Genomic DNA, 17,205 nt, shown 5'->3' on the forward strand with positions numbered 1-17,205 from the left:
GACGACGGACCCGACGCCGCCGTCCGGGACGACGCCGACGCCCCCCCGCGCGCCGCCCGCCCCCGCCGCACCCCGGCGGGCCGCCCCGGCCCGCGCAGCCCCGGCCCCCGCGCCGCCCCCCGCCCGTCGGGCGGCGCGCTCGCCGCGGCGCTCCGCGCGGCCGGCCCGATGCTCGCGACCGTCGTCGTCGCCGGCGTCGTCATCGGCACCGCCGTGTGGGGCTTCAACCAACTGCTGTTCGACCCCGCCCCGCCCACCGCGACCGCCGATGCGACCACCGACGCCCCCGCCGACGCCCCCGCCGACGCCCCCGCCCCGAGCGCACCCGACGCGCCCGCGGCGACGGACCCCGCCGGCCCCGACGTCCTCGCCGCCCCCGACGGCGGCGTCGCCGAGGGCCTCGCGGGCGCCGCCGACGACGTCGCCCTGAGCGTCACGACCGACCCGCCGGGCGCCCGCGTCAGCGTCGACGCCTTCGCACTGCCCGGCGTGACGCCGCTGCAGAACGTCCCGATCACCGCCCGCGCCGAGCGGACGCTGCGCATCGAACGCGACGGGTACCTCCCGGTCGAAACGACGCTCGCCTTCGACCGCGACCGCGAGGTGGTCGTCACGCTCGAGCCGGAGCCCGACGCGCCGCCCCCCGAGGCCTCCGGCGAGGCCGGCACGATCCGCGTGGTCGTCGAGGAGGCCAGCTGGCTCGAGGCCTACCAATCCACCGCCCGCGGCGAAGGGGAACGCCTCGCCTACACCACCGCCCAACCGGGCGACACGTTCACGTTCGAACGCCCCGTGTACCTGCACGTCGGCAACGCCGGCGGGCTCGAGGTGCTCGTCGACGGCGAACCGCTCGTGCCGACCCTCGGCTCGCGCGGCGCGGTCACCGGCCGCGCCTTCCCGGAGGACGCTCCTTGATCTGGAACCTCGCGCTGCACTCGCTGCGCCACCGCCCGCTCCGCACCTTCCTCACCGCTACCGGCATCGCCATCGCCGTCGGATCCATGGTCGTCTTCCTCTCCCTCGGCGAGGGGCTCCGCCGCGCCTTCGCCAGCGAACTCTCGAACATCGGCGCGGAACTGCAGATCAGTTACGGCTCGTTCGAAACGAGCGGGTTCGGCGGCGTCCCCGAGCTCCCCCTCGACCTGCTCGACGACGTCGAAGCGGCCGCCGAACCGTTCGGCGTCACGAAGGTCGTGCCGCTCATCCTGTACGTGCGCGGCGGCTTCACCGCGTCGAGCTCGTTCGCCTTCCAGGGCCTCCCCGCCGACGTCGACGTCGCCTCGATCTACCCCGGCTACCAGGTCGTCGAGGGCGACGGCATCGGCCCCGACGACGCGGGACGCAACGTCGCGGTCGTCGGGGTCCAGGCGGCCGAACGCTCGAACCTGGCGATCGGGGACGTGCTGCGCCTCAGTTCCGACGCGACCTTCGAGATCGTCGGGCTCGCCGAGGACGGCGGCGGCTTCTTGAGCAACGGCATCGTCGTCCCCCTCTCGTCGCTCCAGACCGCCATCCAGAGCCCCGACCGCGTGAGCTTCCTCGTCGTCGACCTCGAGGACCCCAGCCGCGCCGACGAGGCGGCCGCCGCCCTCGAGGAGCGCTTCCCCGAGCTCGGGGTGCAGACCGCCGGCGACGTGCTGTCGGTCATCGAGCGCGGCATCCGCATCACCGACGTCGTCCGCCTCGGCATCAGCGCCATCGCATTGATCGTCGGCGCGATCGCCGTGGCGAACACGGTGCTGATGAGCGTCTTCGAACGCACCCGCGAGTTCGGGGTCGTGCGCGCCGTGGGCGCCCGCCCCCGCTTCCTGTTCGGGGTGGTGCTCGCGGAAAGCGTGCTGTTGTCGCTCGTCGGCGGCGCGGCCGGCGTCGCGCTCGGGCGCGGCGGGGCGTGGGCGGTCAACCTCGTCTCCGCCGACCTGATCGGCCTCGACGTCGCCGCCGTCACCCTCCGCCTCGTCGCGTTCGCCCTCCTCGTCGCGCTCGCCATGGGGCTCCTCTCCGGCCTCGCGCCCTCGGCGCGGGCCGCGCGGATCCAGATCGCCGACGCGGTCTCGCAGGGAGGCTGAGATGCTGCGCGCCGAGCAGTTGGTCCGTACCTACGCCACGCCCGCCGGCCCGGTCCACGCCCTCCAGGGCGTCGACCACGCCTTCGCGCCGGGGCGCGTCACCGCCGTCATGGGGCCCTCGGGGTCCGGCAAGTCGACGCTGCTGAACCTGCTGGCCGGCTTCGACCGGCCCGACGCGGGGCACGTCCGCCTCGACGACCTCGCCCTCGACGCGTTGAGCGAAACGCGCCTCGCGGCGCTCCGCCTCCGGCACTTCGGGTTCGTCTTCCAAGCGTCGAACCTCATCTCGGTGCTGCCCGCCCGCGCGAACGTCGCCTTCCCGATGGGGTTGGCCGGCGTCCCGGCCAACGAGCGGTTGGTGCGCGCCGACGCGCTTCTGGGGCGCTTCGGGGTCGCGCACCGCGGCGGGGCGCTGCCCGCGAAACTCTCGGGCGGGGAACGGCAGCGCGTGGCGCTGGCGCGCGCCCTCGCGAACGACCCGCAGGTCGTGTTCGCCGACGAGCCGACCGGCAACCTCGATCGCGCCAGCGGCCGTGAGGTGATCGACGCCCTCCGCGAGGTGGCGGCCGACGGCCGGACGGTGATCGTCGTGACGCACGACGCCGCCGTCGCCGACGCCGCCGACGTCACCCTCGCCATCGCCGACGGCGCCATCACGTCGGTCGTGGGCGCCGACGCCGGCGAGGCGGCGTGAGCGGCGGCGTGCCCCCCGCGCCGCGCTGGGCGGCGGTCGGGGCGCTGCTCGCCGGCGCCGGCGTGGCGCTCGGTGCGTTCGGGGCGCACGCCCTCGAACCGGTCCTGAGCGAGGCGCGCCTCGCGACGTTCGACACCGCGGTGCGCTACCAGACGGTGCACGGCGTCGCGCTCCTGGCCACCGCTCCGCTCGGGGCGGCCGCCCGCCCCGCACGCCCCTGGCTGCTGGCCGGCACCGTCGTGTTCGCCGGCGCCCTGTACGCCCTCGTCGCGACCGACGTCTCCGCCTTCGGGGCGGTCGCCCCGGTCGGCGGCGTCGCGCTGATCCTCGGGTGGGCCCTCCTCGCCTGGCGCCTCCTGCGCACCCGCACCCCGGCCCGTCCGTGAGCGCCTCGCGCAGCGCGGCGGACGCGATGCCGTCCGCCGCCACCGTCACGGCGGTCCTCGTCGCCGTCGTCGCCGCCATCAGCCTCGGTGCGATCTTCGCGCGCCTCGCCGACGCGCCGGGCGCCGTCGTGGCGTTGTGGCGCATGGCGTTCGCCTCGGTGCTGATCCTGCCCGCCGGCCTGCGGGGCTTGCGGCGCGCCCCGCCGACCGCCGCCAGCCTCCGCCCCGCCCTCCTCGCCGGCCTGCTGCTGGGGGTGCACTTCGCGACGTGGCTGACGTCGCTCGCCTACACGACGGTCGCCGCCAGCGTCACCCTCGTCACGACGGTCCCGATCTGGGTGGCGCTCGCGCGCTGGTGGGGCGGGACGCCGCCCACGCGCGGCGTTCTGGTGGGGCTCGTCCTCGCGATCGGTGGGGGCGTCGCGATCGGGGTCGGCGACCTGCAGGGCGGCAGCGCCCCGCTGCTGGGCGACGCCCTGGCGTTGCTCGGGGCGTGGTCCGCGGCGGGGTACTTCCTGCTCGGCCGGCGCGCGCAGCGCGCGGGCCTGTCGACCTCGGGCTACGCGACGATCGCCTACCTCGTCGCCGCCCTCGTTTTGATCCCTCTGCCCGCCGTGCTCGGCGCGCCGTACCTCGACTGGCCGGCCGCCACGTGGGGCTGGATCCTCCTGATGGCGCTCGCCCCGCAGCTCGTGGGGCACGGCGGCCTCAACTGGGCGAACCGGCACCTCGACCCGACGGTCGTGGCGACCGTGACGCTGCTCGAACCGATCGGGGCGGGCGTCCTCGCCTGGCTCCTGTTCACCGAGATCCCGGGGGTGGGGGTGCTGCTCGGGGCGCCGGTCCTGTTGAGCGGCGTAGCGCTCGTGGTGCGGCACCGGCGGCGCGAGGGGCCGGGCGCCGCCCACCCCGCCCCCTGAGCCGTCCTGGACCCGGCACGCGCCGAGCGGACGACGGCCGAGGACGGGGTCACGTGCTACACTACGGGGCGTGACCGAGGCACGCGACGGCATGCACCGCGCCCCGGCGCGCACCGCTGCGCGCGGGACGCGAGCCACGCGACGCCCCATCCTACTTCGGGACGCCGCCCCCGTCGGGGGCGCGCGCACGGCGCGCCCACCCCGTGCGCGCCCGAGCGACGAGGAGTGAACGTGGACAAGGCCAGCAAATTCAAGAACGGCGACCAGGTGGTCCTCCCGCCGTACGGCGTCGGCATCGTGTCGGGCACGACCACGAAGACGGTCGCCGGCACCGACTTCACGTACTACCAGGTCGACTTCCCGAACGGCACGTCGCGCGCCTACGTCCCGGTCCACGCCCCCCAGGAGGCCGGCCTCCGCGCGGCGTTGACGAACGACGAGGTCCAAAGCGTCCTGGAGCGCCTCACGCACGGTCGCCTCACCCTCCCGAAACAGTGGGCCGCCCGGCACCGGCGCGTCACCGACATCCTCACGTCGGGCGACCCGTACCAGATCGCCACCCTCGCCAGCGAACTGCGACGGTGGGACCTCGAGCGGGGCCTCCCCGACCTCGACCGGCAGGCCTACCGGCGCGCCCTGCGCCTCCTCGCCGGCGAGATCAGTGCGGTGCTGGACGTCAGCACCGAGGAAGCCCGAAGCATGATGGAGATCGGCGAGGACGAAGTCCTCAACTGACCCGCCGGGGACCTCCCGCCCCGTTCGCCCCGTTCGCCCGCATCGCTCGCATCGTCCGCCGCGCCCCTCCGGGGCGCGGCGTTCACGCGTCCGTCCGGCCCGGCGCCGCTTCGCTCGCGACGCCCAGCACCCGCAGGGCGATCGCCCAGGCGGCGTAGTCGTCGATCGGGGCGCTCGGGACGCGCAGCCCGGCCGGCAGCCACCGCGCGAGGCCGCGCGGGGGGACGCAGCGGCGCCACAGGTCGCGCCCCTCGAGGCTGGTGCCGACCTCGTCGACGAGCTCCGCCGGCCGGCCCGCCGCCTCCAGCGCCGCGGAGACGCGCGCCGCACCCGTGCCCGCCCCCACCACGACGCGCACGCCGTCCGGCACCCGCGCTCGGAGGCGCTCCGGGGACAGGTCGGCGACGTCGAACACGGCGGCGTCCAGACGGCGTCCGTCGGCCGCCACGAGGGCGTACCCGACGTTCCGGCCGGGATCGAAGGCGGCGACGTGGGCGGCTGCGCTCACGCCGGAGGGTACCGCGCCCCGACGCGACGCGGCCCGCGGCGGGGCCGCGGGCCGGTCGTTCGGACGCGTGGGGGTCGACTCAGGCGTCCGGGCGGGCCTCCTCGGCACGGCCGGCGCCGGCCGACTCGCGCGCCTGGTCCGCCTGAAGCTGGACGAGCTTGACGGTGTCCGCATCCGCGACGCGGGTGTCGCGGATCGCGTCGAGCCCGGTGCCGGCGGGGATGAGGCGCCCCAGGATGACGTTCTCCTTGAGGCCGACGAGGTCGTCGGCCTTCCCGGCGACCGCCGCTTCGGTGAGCACGTGCGTCGTGTGCTGGAAGCTGGCGGCGGACAACCAACTCTTCGTCGAGAGGCTGGCCTTGGTGATGCCGAGCAACAGCGGCTTCCACGTCGCGGGGGTCTTGCCCTCGTCCAGGAGCGCCGCGTTGGCCTCCTCGACGTCGAACCGCTCGATCGTCTGGCCCTCGAGGAACGGGCTGTCGCCCGACTCGAGGATCTCGACGTACTTGAGCATCTGCCGGACGATGACCTCGATGTGCTTGTCGTGCACGCTGACGCCCTGGCTGCGGTAGACGCGCTGGATCTCGTCCACCAGGTACTCCTGGACGGCGTCGGGACCGCGGGTCTCGAGCAGGTCGTGCGGGTTGATCGCGCCGCGCGTCAGCGGCTGGCCGGCCTCGACGGTGTCGCCGTCCCGCACGACGATCCGCACGGTGGCCTCGACCTTGTGCGCCTTGACGAACTCGCCGTCCTCGGACGTGACGGTGATGCGGATCTTGTCCTCGTCCTCGTCGATCGACACGACGCCGTCGATGTCGCTGACGACCGCGCGGGCCTTCGGCTTGCGGGCCTCGACGAGCTCGATCACGCGCGGCAGGCCCTGCGTGATGTCGCCCCCGGTCGCGATCCCTCCGGTGTGGAACGTCCGCATCGTGAGCTGCGTGCCGGGCTCACCGATCGATTCCGCGGCGATGACGCCGACCGCTTCCCCGAGCCCGACGTCGCTCATGGTCGACATGTCCAGCCCGTAGCAGGCGCGGCAGACGCCGGCCCGCGTCTGGCAGGTGAGGGCGCTCCGCACCCACGCCTCGCGCACCTCGGGGTGCGCCTCGAGGCGCTCGTAGATCGCGGCGACGTCCTCGCGGTACAGCGTCGCGCCGGCCTCCCACGTGCGGTCGCCCAACTCGAGCGGTTGCCCGAGACGCCGCCCGTAGAGGCTCATCTCCAGGTGGCCTTTGGCGCGCAGGCGGCCTTCGGGGCCGTAGAAGCCGATCTCGACGGCGTCCGCCGTTCCGCAATCCTCCTCGCGGACGACGAGCTCGTGCGCGACGTCGACGAGTTTCCGCGTCAGGTAGCCCGAGTCGGCGGTGCGGAGCGCGGTGTCCGCCCCACCCTTCCGGGCTCCGTGGGTGCTGTTGAAGTACTCGAGGACGTCGAGGCCCTCGCGGAAGTTCGCGCGGATCGGCAGCTCGATCGTCTCGCCCGACGGCTTCGCCATCAGGCCCCGCATGCCCGCCAACTGGCGGATCTGTTGCGGGTTGCCGCGCGCGCCGGACTGCGCCATGACGTACAGCGGGTTGAACGGCGTGTTCTCCCCGAAGTTCTCGAAGACGGCGTCCTTGACCTTCTCGGTCGTGTCCGACCAGAGGCGCACGACCTGCTGCTTGCGCTCGACCTCGGTGACGAACCCGCGTTGCGCGGCCGCCATGATCTTGCCGAGCTTCTCCTCGGCGTCGGCGAGCAACGCCGCCTTCTGCGGGGGGATCGCGACGTCGTCGATGCCGATGGTGATGCCCGACGTCGTCGACAGTTCGAACCCGTAGCGCTTGAGGGCGTCCAGGAGTTTCGCGGTGCGGTCGACCCCGAGCAGCTTGAAGCTGTCGACGACGAGGTCCTTCAGGGCGCCCTTCTCGTAGGCGACGTCGTAGCGGAGCAGCTCCTTGGGCACCGCAACGCCGTCCTCCCCGACGGTCTCCTCGACCATCCGGACGAAGAACATGCGCCCGGGACTGGTCTCGACCAGCTCCCCGCCGACGCGGACGGTGACGACGTCCTGCATGTCGATCTCGCCCCGCTCGACGGCGAGGAGCGCCTCGTCGACGTCGGAGAAGCGGTGCTTGAGGCGACCCACCGACGTTTCGCGCCCCGCGACCGTGATCGTGGCGTTGAGGTCCACCTCGCCCGACGCGTGCGCGGCGAGGGCGTCCTCGACGGCGTCGAACGTCGCGCCGATGCCCTTGCGGCCGGTGTGCACCTGCGTCAGGACGAACAGGCCGAGGATCATGTCGCGGCTCGCCTGCACGTTCGGCGCGCCGTGCGCGGGCGAGAGCAGGTTGTGGCTGGCCAGCATCTGCAGGCGCGCCTCGGACTGCGCGTACACCGAGAGCGGCACGTGGATCGCCATCTGGTCACCGTCGAAGTCGGCGTTGAACGCCTCGCAGACGAGCGGATGCAGCTGGATCGCTTGCCCCTCGACGAGGACCGGTTCGAACGCCTGGATGCCGAGGCGGTGCAGGGTCGGCGCCCGGTTCAAAAGGACCACGCGGTCCTCGATGACCTCCTCGAGCGCATCCCAGACCTCGTCGCGGAGGTTCTGGGTGTTCTCGAGGACGCGGCGCGCGTTCTTGATGTTGCTGGCGATGCCGCGCTCCTCGAGCTTCTTGAACAGGAACGGCTTGAACAGCTCCAACGCCATGCGTTTCGGGACGCCGCACTGATGCAACGCCAACTGCGGACCGACGACGATGACGCTGCGGCCCGAGTAGTCGACGCGCTTGCCCAGCAGGTTCTGACGGAAGCGGCCCTGCTTGCCTCCGAGCAGGTCGGTGAGGCTCCGCAGCGGCCGGTCGGAGCCGGGATGCACGACGGCGCTGCCGCGGCGGCCGTTGTCGATCAACGCATCGACCGCCTCCTGCAGCATCCGCTTCTCGTTGCGGACGATCATCTCCGGCGCGCCCTGCTGCATGAGCTTCTTCAGGCGGTTGTTGCGGTTGATCAGGCGCCGGTAGAGGTCGTTGAGGTCGCTCGTCGCGAAGCGTCCGCCGTCGACCTGCACCATCGGGCGCAGGCTGGGCGGCATGATCGGGACGGCCTCGAGGATCATCCAGGCGGGGTCGTTGCCGCTACGCAGGAAGCTCCGCACGATCTCGAGGCGCTTGCGGGCCTTCGCCCGCTTGTGCCGCGACGGCGACGCCATCTCCTCGACGAGTTCCGCCTCGAGCTTCTCGAGGTCGAGGGTGGAGAGGAGCTCCTGGACCGCTTCGGCGCCCATCTTCGCTTCGACGTCGTACGACTCGATGAGGCGCACCTGCCGGCGCACCAGGTCGATCTCGACCCGCCCGCTGATGTCGGCCTTGATGCGGCCGTCGTCGGCGAGCTCCTCGCCGGGCGACACGCGGTCGCCGTTCACGACGAGCGGCTCGTCGTCGTACGGGTAGACCCGCGCGCGGCTCACGATGATGCTGGCCGGCTCGCGCAGGTGCACCGTGCCGTCGGCGGCGGCGGTGATCTCCTGCGCCGCGTCGATCGCGCCGACGATCTTCTCGCCCGCCTGCACCTCCGCGCCGTCGCCGACGAGGACGTGCATCGTGGGGTTGATCTCGAACGTCTCGCTGCGCGCCCACGCCACCGCCAGCGTCGCGGTCACGACGCCCTTCTTGGCCTTCGCCGCGCGGACCTCGGCGGTCGCGACGGTCGGCAGCGTCAACGTCGTGCCGGCGGCGGCGCGGGCGATCGGGTCGCCCTTCTCGACGAACTCGCCGTCGCCGACCGCGACCTCCATGCCGGCGGGCAACAGGTACGACGCGAGGACGTTCTCGTCGTCGGGGTCGCGGACCACCGCGACGCCCCCGTCGCTCCCGATGGGGACGAGGTCGACGACGCCCTCCTCTTCGCTGAGGAGCTCGACGTCCTCGCCGATCTCCGCGATCGCCGCGCCCCCCTCGAAGGCGTCCTCGTCGATCCAGGCGGCTTCGGGCAGCACCAGCCGCCCGTCGCGCGCTTCGCGGTAGTCGACGACCACCTTGCGGGGGAAGCGGTACTGCGCGATGCCGGCGAGTTTGGCCTTGACGCCCTTCGCGAGCTGCTGACCGATCTCGACCTCTTCGCCGTCGCCGACGACGGCGTCCTCGCCCTGCTGGACGCTGTAGGTCTCCTGGCGGCCGTAGCGCAGCTGCCGGTACTCCTCGTCGCTGAGCAGGTCGGCGCGGGCCAACGGGCGCCCGTCGAGCTTCGCGCCCATGGGATCGGTGACGACGAACTTGCCGAAGTACAGCACCTGCTCGAGTTGGCTGGTGGAGAGGTTCAGCAGCGACCCGATCTTGCTGGGGATGTCCTTGACGTACCAGATGTGCGCGCAGGGGGTCGCCAACTCGACGTGCCCCATGCGGTAGCGCCGGACGGTGGCCTTGGTGACCTCCACCCCGCAGCGTTCGCACACCTTGCCCGCGAACCGCTGGCCGCGGTACTTCCCGCACGTGCACTCCCAATCCTTCTCGGGCCCGAAGACGCGCTCGTCGAACAGGCCCTCGCGCTCGGGCTTGAGGGTGCGGTAGTTGATGGTCTCCGGCTTCGTGATCTCGCCGTAGCTCCAGTCGCGGATCGTTTCGGGGCTGGCGATGCCGATCTGCACCTGGCTGAAGTCGTAGCGCCGCACCTCGCGGGGGCGTCCTTGCGTCTCGAGGTTGAGGGTCGTCGGAGCGTCGCTCACCAGTGCCTCCCCGCTTCGTCGAAGATGCCGACGTCTTCGCCGGCGTCGGTCTGGACCTTGACGTCGAGCCCGAGCGAGTGCAGTTCCTTCACGAGGACCTTGAACGACTCGGGAATGGTGGGCTCGAGCACGTCGCTTCCTTTCACGATCGCCTCGTAGGCGGCGTTGCGCCCGTCGAGGTCGTCGGACTTGATGGTGAGCATCTCCTGCAGCGTGTGCGAGGCGCCGTGCGCCTGCAGCGCCCAGCACTCCATCTCCCCGAGGCGCTGTCCCCCGAACTGCGCCTTGCCGCCCAGCGGCTGCTGGGTGATGAGGCTGTAGGGGCCGGTCGAGCGGGCGTGCATCTTGTCCTCGACCATGTGGTAGAGCTTCAGCACGTACATGATGCCGACGACGATGGGGGCGTCGATCGCCTCCCCGGTCCGTCCGTCGTACAACACCGCCTTGCCCGAGCGCGCCAGCGCGACGCGGGCGGCGTCGTCGTCGAGGCCGTCCTCCAGCACGCCGAGCTTGGCGGCGCGCCGAACGACGTCGCGTTCGCGTCGGTCGACCTCCGCACCCGAGGCCTTCATCTCGGCGATCTCGTCGCGCGCCGAGGCCTCCAGGAGGTCCTTGATCTCGTCCTCGCTGGCGCCGTCGAAGACCGGCGTGACGTAACTGACGCCGTGCTTGTAGGCGGCGAGCCCGAGGTGCGTCTCGAGGATCTGGCCGAGGTTCATGCGGCTCGGCACGCCGAGCGGGTTGAAGACCAGGTCGACGGGGGTGCCGTCGTCGAGGTAGGGCATGTCCTCGGGCGGGAGGATCTTCGCGACGACGCCCTTGTTCCCGTGCCGGTTGGCGAGCTTGTCGCCCTCGATGAGGCGCCGCTTCTGCGCGACGTAGACGCGCACCATTTCGGTGACGCCGGGCTTGAGTTCGACGCCGTCGTCGCCCCGCCGGAAGCGGACGGTGCGGAGCACCACGCCGCCGTCCCCGGGCGGGACGCGCAGCGAGGTGTCCTTCACCTCGCGGGCCTTCTCACCGAAGATCGAGCGCAGCAGCCGCTCCTCGGGGGTGGGGTCCTTCTCGCCCTTGAAGCTGGTGTGGCCGACGAGGATCGAGTTGTGCTTGACGTCCGCGCCGATGCGGACGACGCCGTCCTCGTCGAGGTCGCGGAGCGCCGCTTCGCTCAGGCCCGGAATGTCGCGGGTGATCTTCTCCGGCCCCAGTTTCGTCTCGCGCGCCTCCTTCTCGAACTTCTCGATGTGCACCGACGTGTAGGCGTCGCTGCGCACGAGGTTCTCCGAGAGCACGATGGCGTCCTCGAAGTTGTAGCCGTCGAACGGCATGACGGCGATGAGGATGTTCTGCCCGAGCGCCAGGCGCCCGTTCTGCGAGGCGGGCCCGTCGGCGATGACCTGCCCCGCCTTCACGGCGTCCCCGAGCTTGACGACGGGGTGCTGATCGAGGTTCGTGTTCTGGTTGCTGCGCTGGAAGCGCGTGAGGACGTACTCGCGCTCGACCTTCTTGGCGCCCTCGACGCGGATGCGTTCGGCGTCGACGTACGTGACGGTTCCCGCCTCCTCCGCGACGACGCACGTGCCGGAGTCGAGGCTGATGCGTTCCTCGACGCCGGTCCCGACGTAGGGGGCGTCCGCCTTGATGAGCGGCACCGCCTGCGACTGCATGTTCGACCCCATGAGCGCGCGGTTGGCGTCGTCGTGCTCGAGGAACGGAATGATGCTGGTCGGGACGCTGATGATCTGTTTCGGGGAGACGTCCATGAAGTCGATGTCGTCCCGCGGGGCGAAGACCGGCTCGCCGCGGTCGCGGGCGACGATCTGGTCGTTGACGAAGCCGCCGTCGTCCTCGAGGACGGTGTTCGCCTGCGCGATGACGTACTTGTCCTCCTCGTGCGCCGTCATGTAGACGACGTCGTCGCTGACCTTGCCGTCGACGACGCGCCGGTAGGGCGCCTCGATGAAGCCGAGGTCGTTGACGCGGGAGTACGACGCGAGGGAGGTGATGAGGCCGATGTTGGCGCCCTCGGGCGTCTCGATCGGGCAGATGCGGCCGTAGTGCGTGCGGTGCACGTCGCGCACGTCGAAGCCGGCGCGTTCGCGCGTCAGGCCGCCGGGGCCGAGCGCGGAGATGCGGCGCTTGTGGCGCAACTCCGACAGCGGGTTGATCTGGTCCTTGAACTGCGACAGCTGGCTGCGGCCGTAGAACTCGCGCAGCGCCGCGACGATGGGGCGGTTGTTGATGAGCTTCTGCGGGGTGGCGGCGTCGGGGTTGCCGAGCAGCATCCGCTCGCGCACGCCGCGCGCCATGCGGCCGAGACCGACCCGGATCTGGTCGGCGACGAGCTCGCCGACCGTCCGGATGCGGCGGTTGCCGAGGTGGTCGATGTCGTCCTCGGTGGCTTCGGCGTCGCCCGCCTGGAGCTTGACGAGGTACTGCAGGGTGGGCACGAGCCCGTAGTCGACGAAGCGCCCGTCGACGAAGCCGAGCAGGGTCTTCTCGTCCGCGTCGAGGTCGAGCTTCTCGTTGAGCTTGTAGCGGCCGGCCTCGCCGAGGTCGTAACGGCGCGGATCGGCGAGCAGCCCGTGGAGGTAGCTGGTGGCCTTGTCGACCTTGGGCGGGTCGCCGGGACGCAGCACCGTGAAGAGCCGCAACAGCGCCTCCTCGGGCGTGACGTCGGACAGCTCCTCCTCCTCGAGGGTGGGGTCGATCATCGATTCGTGCCCGGCGAACAGTTCGCGGATGGCGGCGTCGCCGTAGCCGAGGACGCGCAGCAGGGTCGAGAAGGGGAACTTGCGCTTGTTCACCTTCATCCACAGCACGCCGGCGTTGTCGAACTCGAGCTCGATCCAGGGGCCGCGCTTCGGCATCGGGATGATGCTCGCGGTGTAGCTCTTCTGGCCGTTGGGGCGCAGCATCCCGGTGAAGTACACGCCGGGCGAGCGGTGGATCTGCGAGACGATGACGCGGTCGGCGCCGTTGATGACGAAGGAGCCGTCCTCGGTCATCAGCGGGAGGTCGCCGAGGAACACCTGGTCCTCCTTGATGAGGCCGGTGTCCTTGTGCACGAGCTGGAGTTTGGCGAACAGGCCGGACTGGTAGCTCAGGTCCTTCTCGCGGCATTCCTCGGGGCCGTACTCCGGCTCGGTGAGGGTGTACTCGAGGAAGTCGATGACGAGGCCGGTCTGGCGACCGCGTTCGGTCTCGTCGATCGGGAAGATCTCCTTGAACGCCGCCTGCAGCCCGTGCGGCGCGCGTGCGGTGGGGGCCACGTCGCGTTGCAGGAAGTGCTCGTACGACGTGATTTGAATGTTGGTGAGGTTGGGCAGGTCCGCCACCTCACGAATGCTTCCGAACGATTGGATCTCGCGCATCATCACCCCTTCGTCGCATGCGCGGAGTCCGCACCTCGGGGGGTGCGGGCCGCTGGGTCGTCGTGGAGACGCAGGTCCCGGCGCACGGGGCCGGGGTTCGTGGTGCGGGGGGTCGTGTCCGTCCGGAGTGCGTCGCTCCGGGTCGGGCTCGCCGTCAGGTTCCGCGCGCTTCGCAAAGCCACCTCCGCAGGGTCGGGTGCGTACGGCTCAAAGAAATAGGGTACGGCCAAATAGAACGAACGAACGTCGTGCGTGCGGCGGGCGCCGTCGGGGGGTGGGCGGTTCGGGGGCGGGTCGGCCCGGCCGGGGGTCCGGCCGGGCCTCGCCGCTGCATCCGGTGCGAACCGCGGGGCCCTACTTGACCTCGACGGTCGCGCCCGCGGCTTCGAGCTTCTCCTTGATCTCGGCGGCTTCGTCCTTGGAGACGCCTTCCTTGACGACGCCCCCGCCTTCGACGAGCTCCTTGGCCTCCTTGAGGCCGAGGTTCGTGATGCCGCGAACCTCCTTGATGACCTGCAGCTTCTTGTCGCCGGCATCGCCGATGCTGACGGTGAACTCGTCCTGCTCCGCGGCGGCTTCGCCTTCGGCGGGCGCGGCGGCGCCGGCGGCCATCATGGCGCCGGCCGGCATCGCGGCGGCCGCCTCGACGCCCCAGGTCTCCTTGAGGGCATCGACGAGTTCGGTGAGTTCCAGGACGGTGAGCGCCCCGAGTTCTTCGACGAGTTTGTCCTTATCGAACGCCATGTCAGTTTCCTTCCTCGAGCTTGGCCTTGTAGTTGGTCATGACGGACACCAGGTCGCGCGGCGGGCCGGAGAGGACCCCCACGAGCCGTTGCATGGGCGCCTGAAGCACCCCCACCAGCTCGGAGAGGATCTCGTCGCGGGACGGAAGCTTCGCGATCTTCGCGAAGGCCTCCGGTCCGACCTGCCCCCCTTGGAGCAGGCCGCCCTTGGCGACGGGTAGATCGGCATCGTGCTCTTCGGCGAAGTCGCTGAGCGCTTTGACGGGGGCGACGGGATCGTCGCCGACGAGGACCAGTGCGGTCGGTCCCGTCAGCGTCTCGTCGAACCCCTCGACGCCCTGCTCCTGCAGGACGACGCGGATCAGCGTGTTCTTCGCGACGAGCAGGCGACCTCCGGCGTTGCGCACCGCGGCGCGCAACGTCCCGAGTTCTCCCGCCGAGAGCCCCTGGTAGTCCACGACGAAGAAGGTCGACGCATCCGCGAGGGACTCGCGGAGCTCGGCGACCATCGCTTCGTTCTTCGGATTCGCCATGGTGGTCTCCCGATTCGTGTTCGTGCGTCCCCCGGAGGGAACGTGCCGCGAGGCGTAGCGAGGACGGCGGATGCCGTACCGTTGCGCCTCGGCAGGATCTTTAAGCCTGGCCGGCCCCTGCTGTCTCCAACGCCATCAGGTGGTTCGGGACGCGCCCGAGAGGGACGCGTACGTCCCCGCTACGCACCGGGATGCCGATCAGACCGCCACCCGGACGCTGGGTCCCATGGTGGAGGTGAGATGGACGGTCTTGACGAAGATCCCCTTCGCCGCCTCGGGACGCGCCGCTTCGAGCGCCTCCTGCAGGGCCGCGAGGTTCTCCGCGAGGTGGGCGGCGTCGAACGACGCCTTGCCGATCGGAGCGTGCACGACGCCGGTCTTGTCGGCCCGGAACTCGATCCGGCCCGCCTTGAGCGCCGTGACGATGCCGGCCACGTCGGGGCCGACGGTGCCGGCCTTGGGGTTGGGAAGGAGGCCCTTGGGGCCCAGCACGCGGCCGAGTTTCGAGCCGATGGCGGCCATCATGTCGGGCGTCGCGACGACGGCGTCGAACTCCATCCAGCCGCCGGCGATGCGGTCGACCATCTCGTCCGCACCGGCGGCGTCGGCGCCGGCCTCGAGGGCGGCGTCGATCTGGTCGGCGCCGGTGATGGCGACGACCCGGATGGTCTTCCCGGTCCCGTGCGGCAGCGCGACGGTGCCGCGCACCGTCTGGTCGCTCTTGCGGGGGTCGACCCCGAGGCGGACGTGGGCCTCGACGGTCTCGTCGAACTTCGCGGTCGCGAGGTCCTTGACGAGGGCGGCGGCGTCGGCCGCGGCGTAGCTCGCGTCGCGGTCGACCTTGCCGGCGAGGTCGCGGTAGCGCTTGCCGTGCTTAGCCACGATCCGGCGCCCCTTCCACCTCGACGCCCATCGAGCGGGCGCTGCCGGCGACGATCCACGCCGCGGCGTTCTCGTCCCCGGCGTTGAGGTCCTCCATCTTCGTGCGACCGATCTGGAGGCACTGATCCCACGTGATGGAGCCGACCTTGTTCGTGTGCGGCTCGCCCGAGCCCTTCTCGATGCCCGCCGCCTGCTTGATGAGGAAGCTGGCGGGCGGGGTGCGCATCGTGAAGGTGAACGACCGGTCGGCGTAGATGGTGATCTCCACCGGCACGACCGCGCCCGCCTGGTCGGCGGTGGCGGCGTTGTACGCCTTGACGAACTCCATGATGTTGGCCCCGTACTGCCCCAGCGCCGGCCCGACCGGCGGGGCAGGGGTCGCCCCTCCGGCGGGTAGCTGTAGCTTGACGATGCCTTCGACCTTCTTGGACATGCGGCCTCCTGTACGCTCCCCCACCGCGGGCGGGCGGCGGGGTCCGGACGCGTGGACGCGCGGGCGTCAGCCCTTGACGACCTGCGCGAAGTCGAGTTCGACGGGGGTTTCCCGTCCGAAGATGGATACGAGCACCTTCAGGGTGCCTCGCTCGGGGTTGACCTCCGAGACGATGCCGGTGAAGTCGGCGAACGGGCCCGACGTGACTTGGACGCTGTCGCCGGCGTGGTAGGTGACTTGGATCTTGGGCGCCTCACGGGCGCCGGTGATGCCGAGGCTGCCCAGCATGCGCTGTTCCTCGTCGGGCGTGAGCGGCACGGCGCGGCTGGCGGTGCCGACGAAGCCGGTGACGCCGGGCGTGTAGCGCACGACCTCCCACGCTTCGTTGGGTTCGTCGGGGTTGTCCCCGAGATCCATCTGCACGAAGATGTAGCCGGGGAAGCTCTTGCGCCTCACGACCTCCTGCTTGCCGCCCGCGGCATGCTCGACCGTCTCCTCGCTCGGCACGACGACCTGGTAGATGCGGTCCTGAATGCCGAGCGTCTGCGCCCGGCTCATGATGTTCGCCTTGACCTTGTCTTCGTGGCCGACGTAGGTGTGGACGGCGTACCATTCGATGCTCATGGGCAGGGTCCTCCCAGGGCCGCCGACCGGCGGCCCGCGGGGTCAGGTGATCAGGCCGATCAGGTTGCCGAGCGTGGTGTCGGCGACGAGCAGGAACGCCACCGTGATCAGCACGAAGAGCAGCGTCGCTTGGGTGGCCTGCACCACTTCGCTGCGGGTCGGCCACGTCACGCGACCGAGCTCCGCCCGCGAGTTCCGCAGGTACTGCATCAAGCCCTTCACTTAGACCTTCACCTCTTTGTGCACGGTGTGCTTGCGTTCCCAGGGGCAGTACTTGCGCAGCTCGATCTTGTCGGTCGTGTTGCGCCGATTCTTGTGCGTCGCGTAGTTCCGGCGCTTGCACTCGGTGCACTCGAGCAGCAGTTTGATGCGAACGTCGCTGGCCATGTTCGTCTCCTCGGCGTCCCCTACGGGACGCGGTCCGCCTGCCGGCGAAGCGGCAAGAGGGCGAGTGTACCCGATGCGCCCCCCGGGAGGGAAGCGCACGGCAGGGCGGACGGCCGGACCCGCCGTCGAGCCCGGCCGACCGCCCGCGGTGGGGGTTACTCCTCGATGCCCGTCACGACACCCGCACCCACCGTACGACCCCCCTCACG

16 protein-coding genes are annotated in these 17,205 nt (G+C 71.4%); 6 read left to right on the top strand and 10 right to left on the bottom strand.

Annotated elements, in window-relative coordinates; genetic code table 11:
• From RI554_05875 to RI554_05900, 6 genes are all read left to right on the top strand, one after another.
• A partial coding sequence (locus tag RI554_05875; protein MDR9391539.1) for a DUF4115 domain-containing protein occupies positions 1-915 on the top strand: 915 nt, incomplete at its 5' end.
• Positions 912-2,069: an ABC transporter permease gene (locus tag RI554_05880; protein ID MDR9391540.1), complete on the top strand. Its 1,158-nt coding sequence runs from the start codon at positions 912-914 to the stop codon at positions 2,067-2,069. The genes RI554_05875 and RI554_05880, both read left to right, overlap by 4 nt.
• Position 2,070: 1 nt before the next feature.
• The gene (locus tag RI554_05885) at positions 2,071-2,763 is read left to right on the top strand and encodes an ABC transporter ATP-binding protein (protein ID MDR9391541.1); all 693 of its coding nucleotides are present in this window, start codon (positions 2,071-2,073) and stop codon (positions 2,761-2,763) included.
• Positions 2,760-3,149, top strand: coding sequence for a DUF423 domain-containing protein (locus RI554_05890; protein MDR9391542.1), 390 nt, complete (start codon positions 2,760-2,762; stop codon positions 3,147-3,149). The genes RI554_05885 and RI554_05890 overlap by 4 nt, the downstream gene beginning before the upstream one ends.
• The gene (locus tag RI554_05895; protein ID MDR9391543.1) at positions 3,146-4,069 is read left to right on the top strand and encodes a DMT family transporter; all 924 of its coding nucleotides are present in this window, start codon (positions 3,146-3,148) and stop codon (positions 4,067-4,069) included. Before RI554_05890 ends, RI554_05895 begins: the two co-directional genes overlap by 4 nt.
• 231 nt (positions 4,070-4,300) lie before the next feature.
• Positions 4,301-4,804: a CarD family transcriptional regulator gene (locus RI554_05900; GenBank protein MDR9391544.1), complete on the top strand. Its 504-nt coding sequence runs from the start codon at positions 4,301-4,303 to the stop codon at positions 4,802-4,804.
• 82 nt (positions 4,805-4,886) lie between these two features.
• On the opposite strand, the gene RI554_05905 is transcribed toward RI554_05900, so the two are convergent.
• The 10 genes from RI554_05905 to rpmG all read right to left on the bottom strand — a co-directional run bounded on the left by RI554_05905 (position 4,887) and on the right by rpmG (position 16,996).
• Positions 4,887-5,312 carry a hypothetical protein gene (locus RI554_05905; protein ID MDR9391545.1) on the bottom strand — a complete coding sequence of 142 codons (426 nt, stop codon included), beginning with the start codon at positions 5,310-5,312 and terminating at the stop codon, positions 4,887-4,889.
• Positions 5,313-5,391: 79 nt separating this feature from the next.
• Positions 5,392-9,966 (bottom strand): DNA-directed RNA polymerase subunit beta', encoded by a 4,575-nt coding sequence (locus tag RI554_05910; protein ID MDR9391546.1) that lies wholly within the window; start codon positions 9,964-9,966, stop codon positions 5,392-5,394.
• A gap of 50 nt (positions 9,967-10,016) precedes the next feature.
• Positions 10,017-13,397 carry a DNA-directed RNA polymerase subunit beta gene (locus RI554_05915; GenBank protein ID MDR9391547.1) on the bottom strand — a complete coding sequence of 1,127 codons (3,381 nt, stop codon included), beginning with the start codon at positions 13,395-13,397 and terminating at the stop codon, positions 10,017-10,019.
• Positions 13,398-13,748: 351 nt separating this feature from the next.
• A complete protein-coding gene (gene rplL, locus RI554_05920) occupies positions 13,749-14,138 on the bottom strand; it encodes a 50S ribosomal protein L7/L12 (GenBank protein MDR9391548.1) in 390 nt (129 codons plus the stop codon).
• Between the two features lies 1 nt (position 14,139).
• Positions 14,140-14,670 (bottom strand): 50S ribosomal protein L10, encoded by a 531-nt coding sequence (gene rplJ, locus RI554_05925; GenBank protein ID MDR9391549.1) that lies wholly within the window; start codon positions 14,668-14,670, stop codon positions 14,140-14,142.
• 198 nt (positions 14,671-14,868) lie between these two features.
• A complete protein-coding gene (rplA, locus tag RI554_05930) occupies positions 14,869-15,552 on the bottom strand; it encodes a 50S ribosomal protein L1 (protein MDR9391550.1) in 684 nt (227 codons plus the stop codon).
• A complete protein-coding gene (gene rplK, locus RI554_05935; GenBank protein MDR9391551.1) occupies positions 15,545-15,985 on the bottom strand; it encodes a 50S ribosomal protein L11 in 441 nt (146 codons plus the stop codon). Before rplK ends, rplA begins: the two co-directional genes overlap by 8 nt.
• 66 nt (positions 15,986-16,051) lie before the next feature.
• Positions 16,052-16,609: a transcription termination/antitermination protein NusG gene (nusG, locus tag RI554_05940; protein MDR9391552.1), complete on the bottom strand. Its 558-nt coding sequence runs from the start codon at positions 16,607-16,609 to the stop codon at positions 16,052-16,054.
• Positions 16,610-16,651: 42 nt separating this feature from the next.
• Entirely contained in the window at positions 16,652-16,831 is a 180-nt protein-coding gene (gene secE, locus RI554_05945; GenBank protein MDR9391553.1) for a preprotein translocase subunit SecE, read from the bottom strand.
• Positions 16,832-16,996, bottom strand: coding sequence for a 50S ribosomal protein L33 (rpmG, locus tag RI554_05950; protein MDR9391554.1), 165 nt, complete (start codon positions 16,994-16,996; stop codon positions 16,832-16,834).
• Positions 16,997-17,205: the final 209 nt, after the last annotated feature.

It is taken from the genome of Trueperaceae bacterium, assembly GCA_031581195.1.
GTDB lineage: Bacteria > Deinococcota > Deinococci > Deinococcales > Trueperaceae > SLSQ01.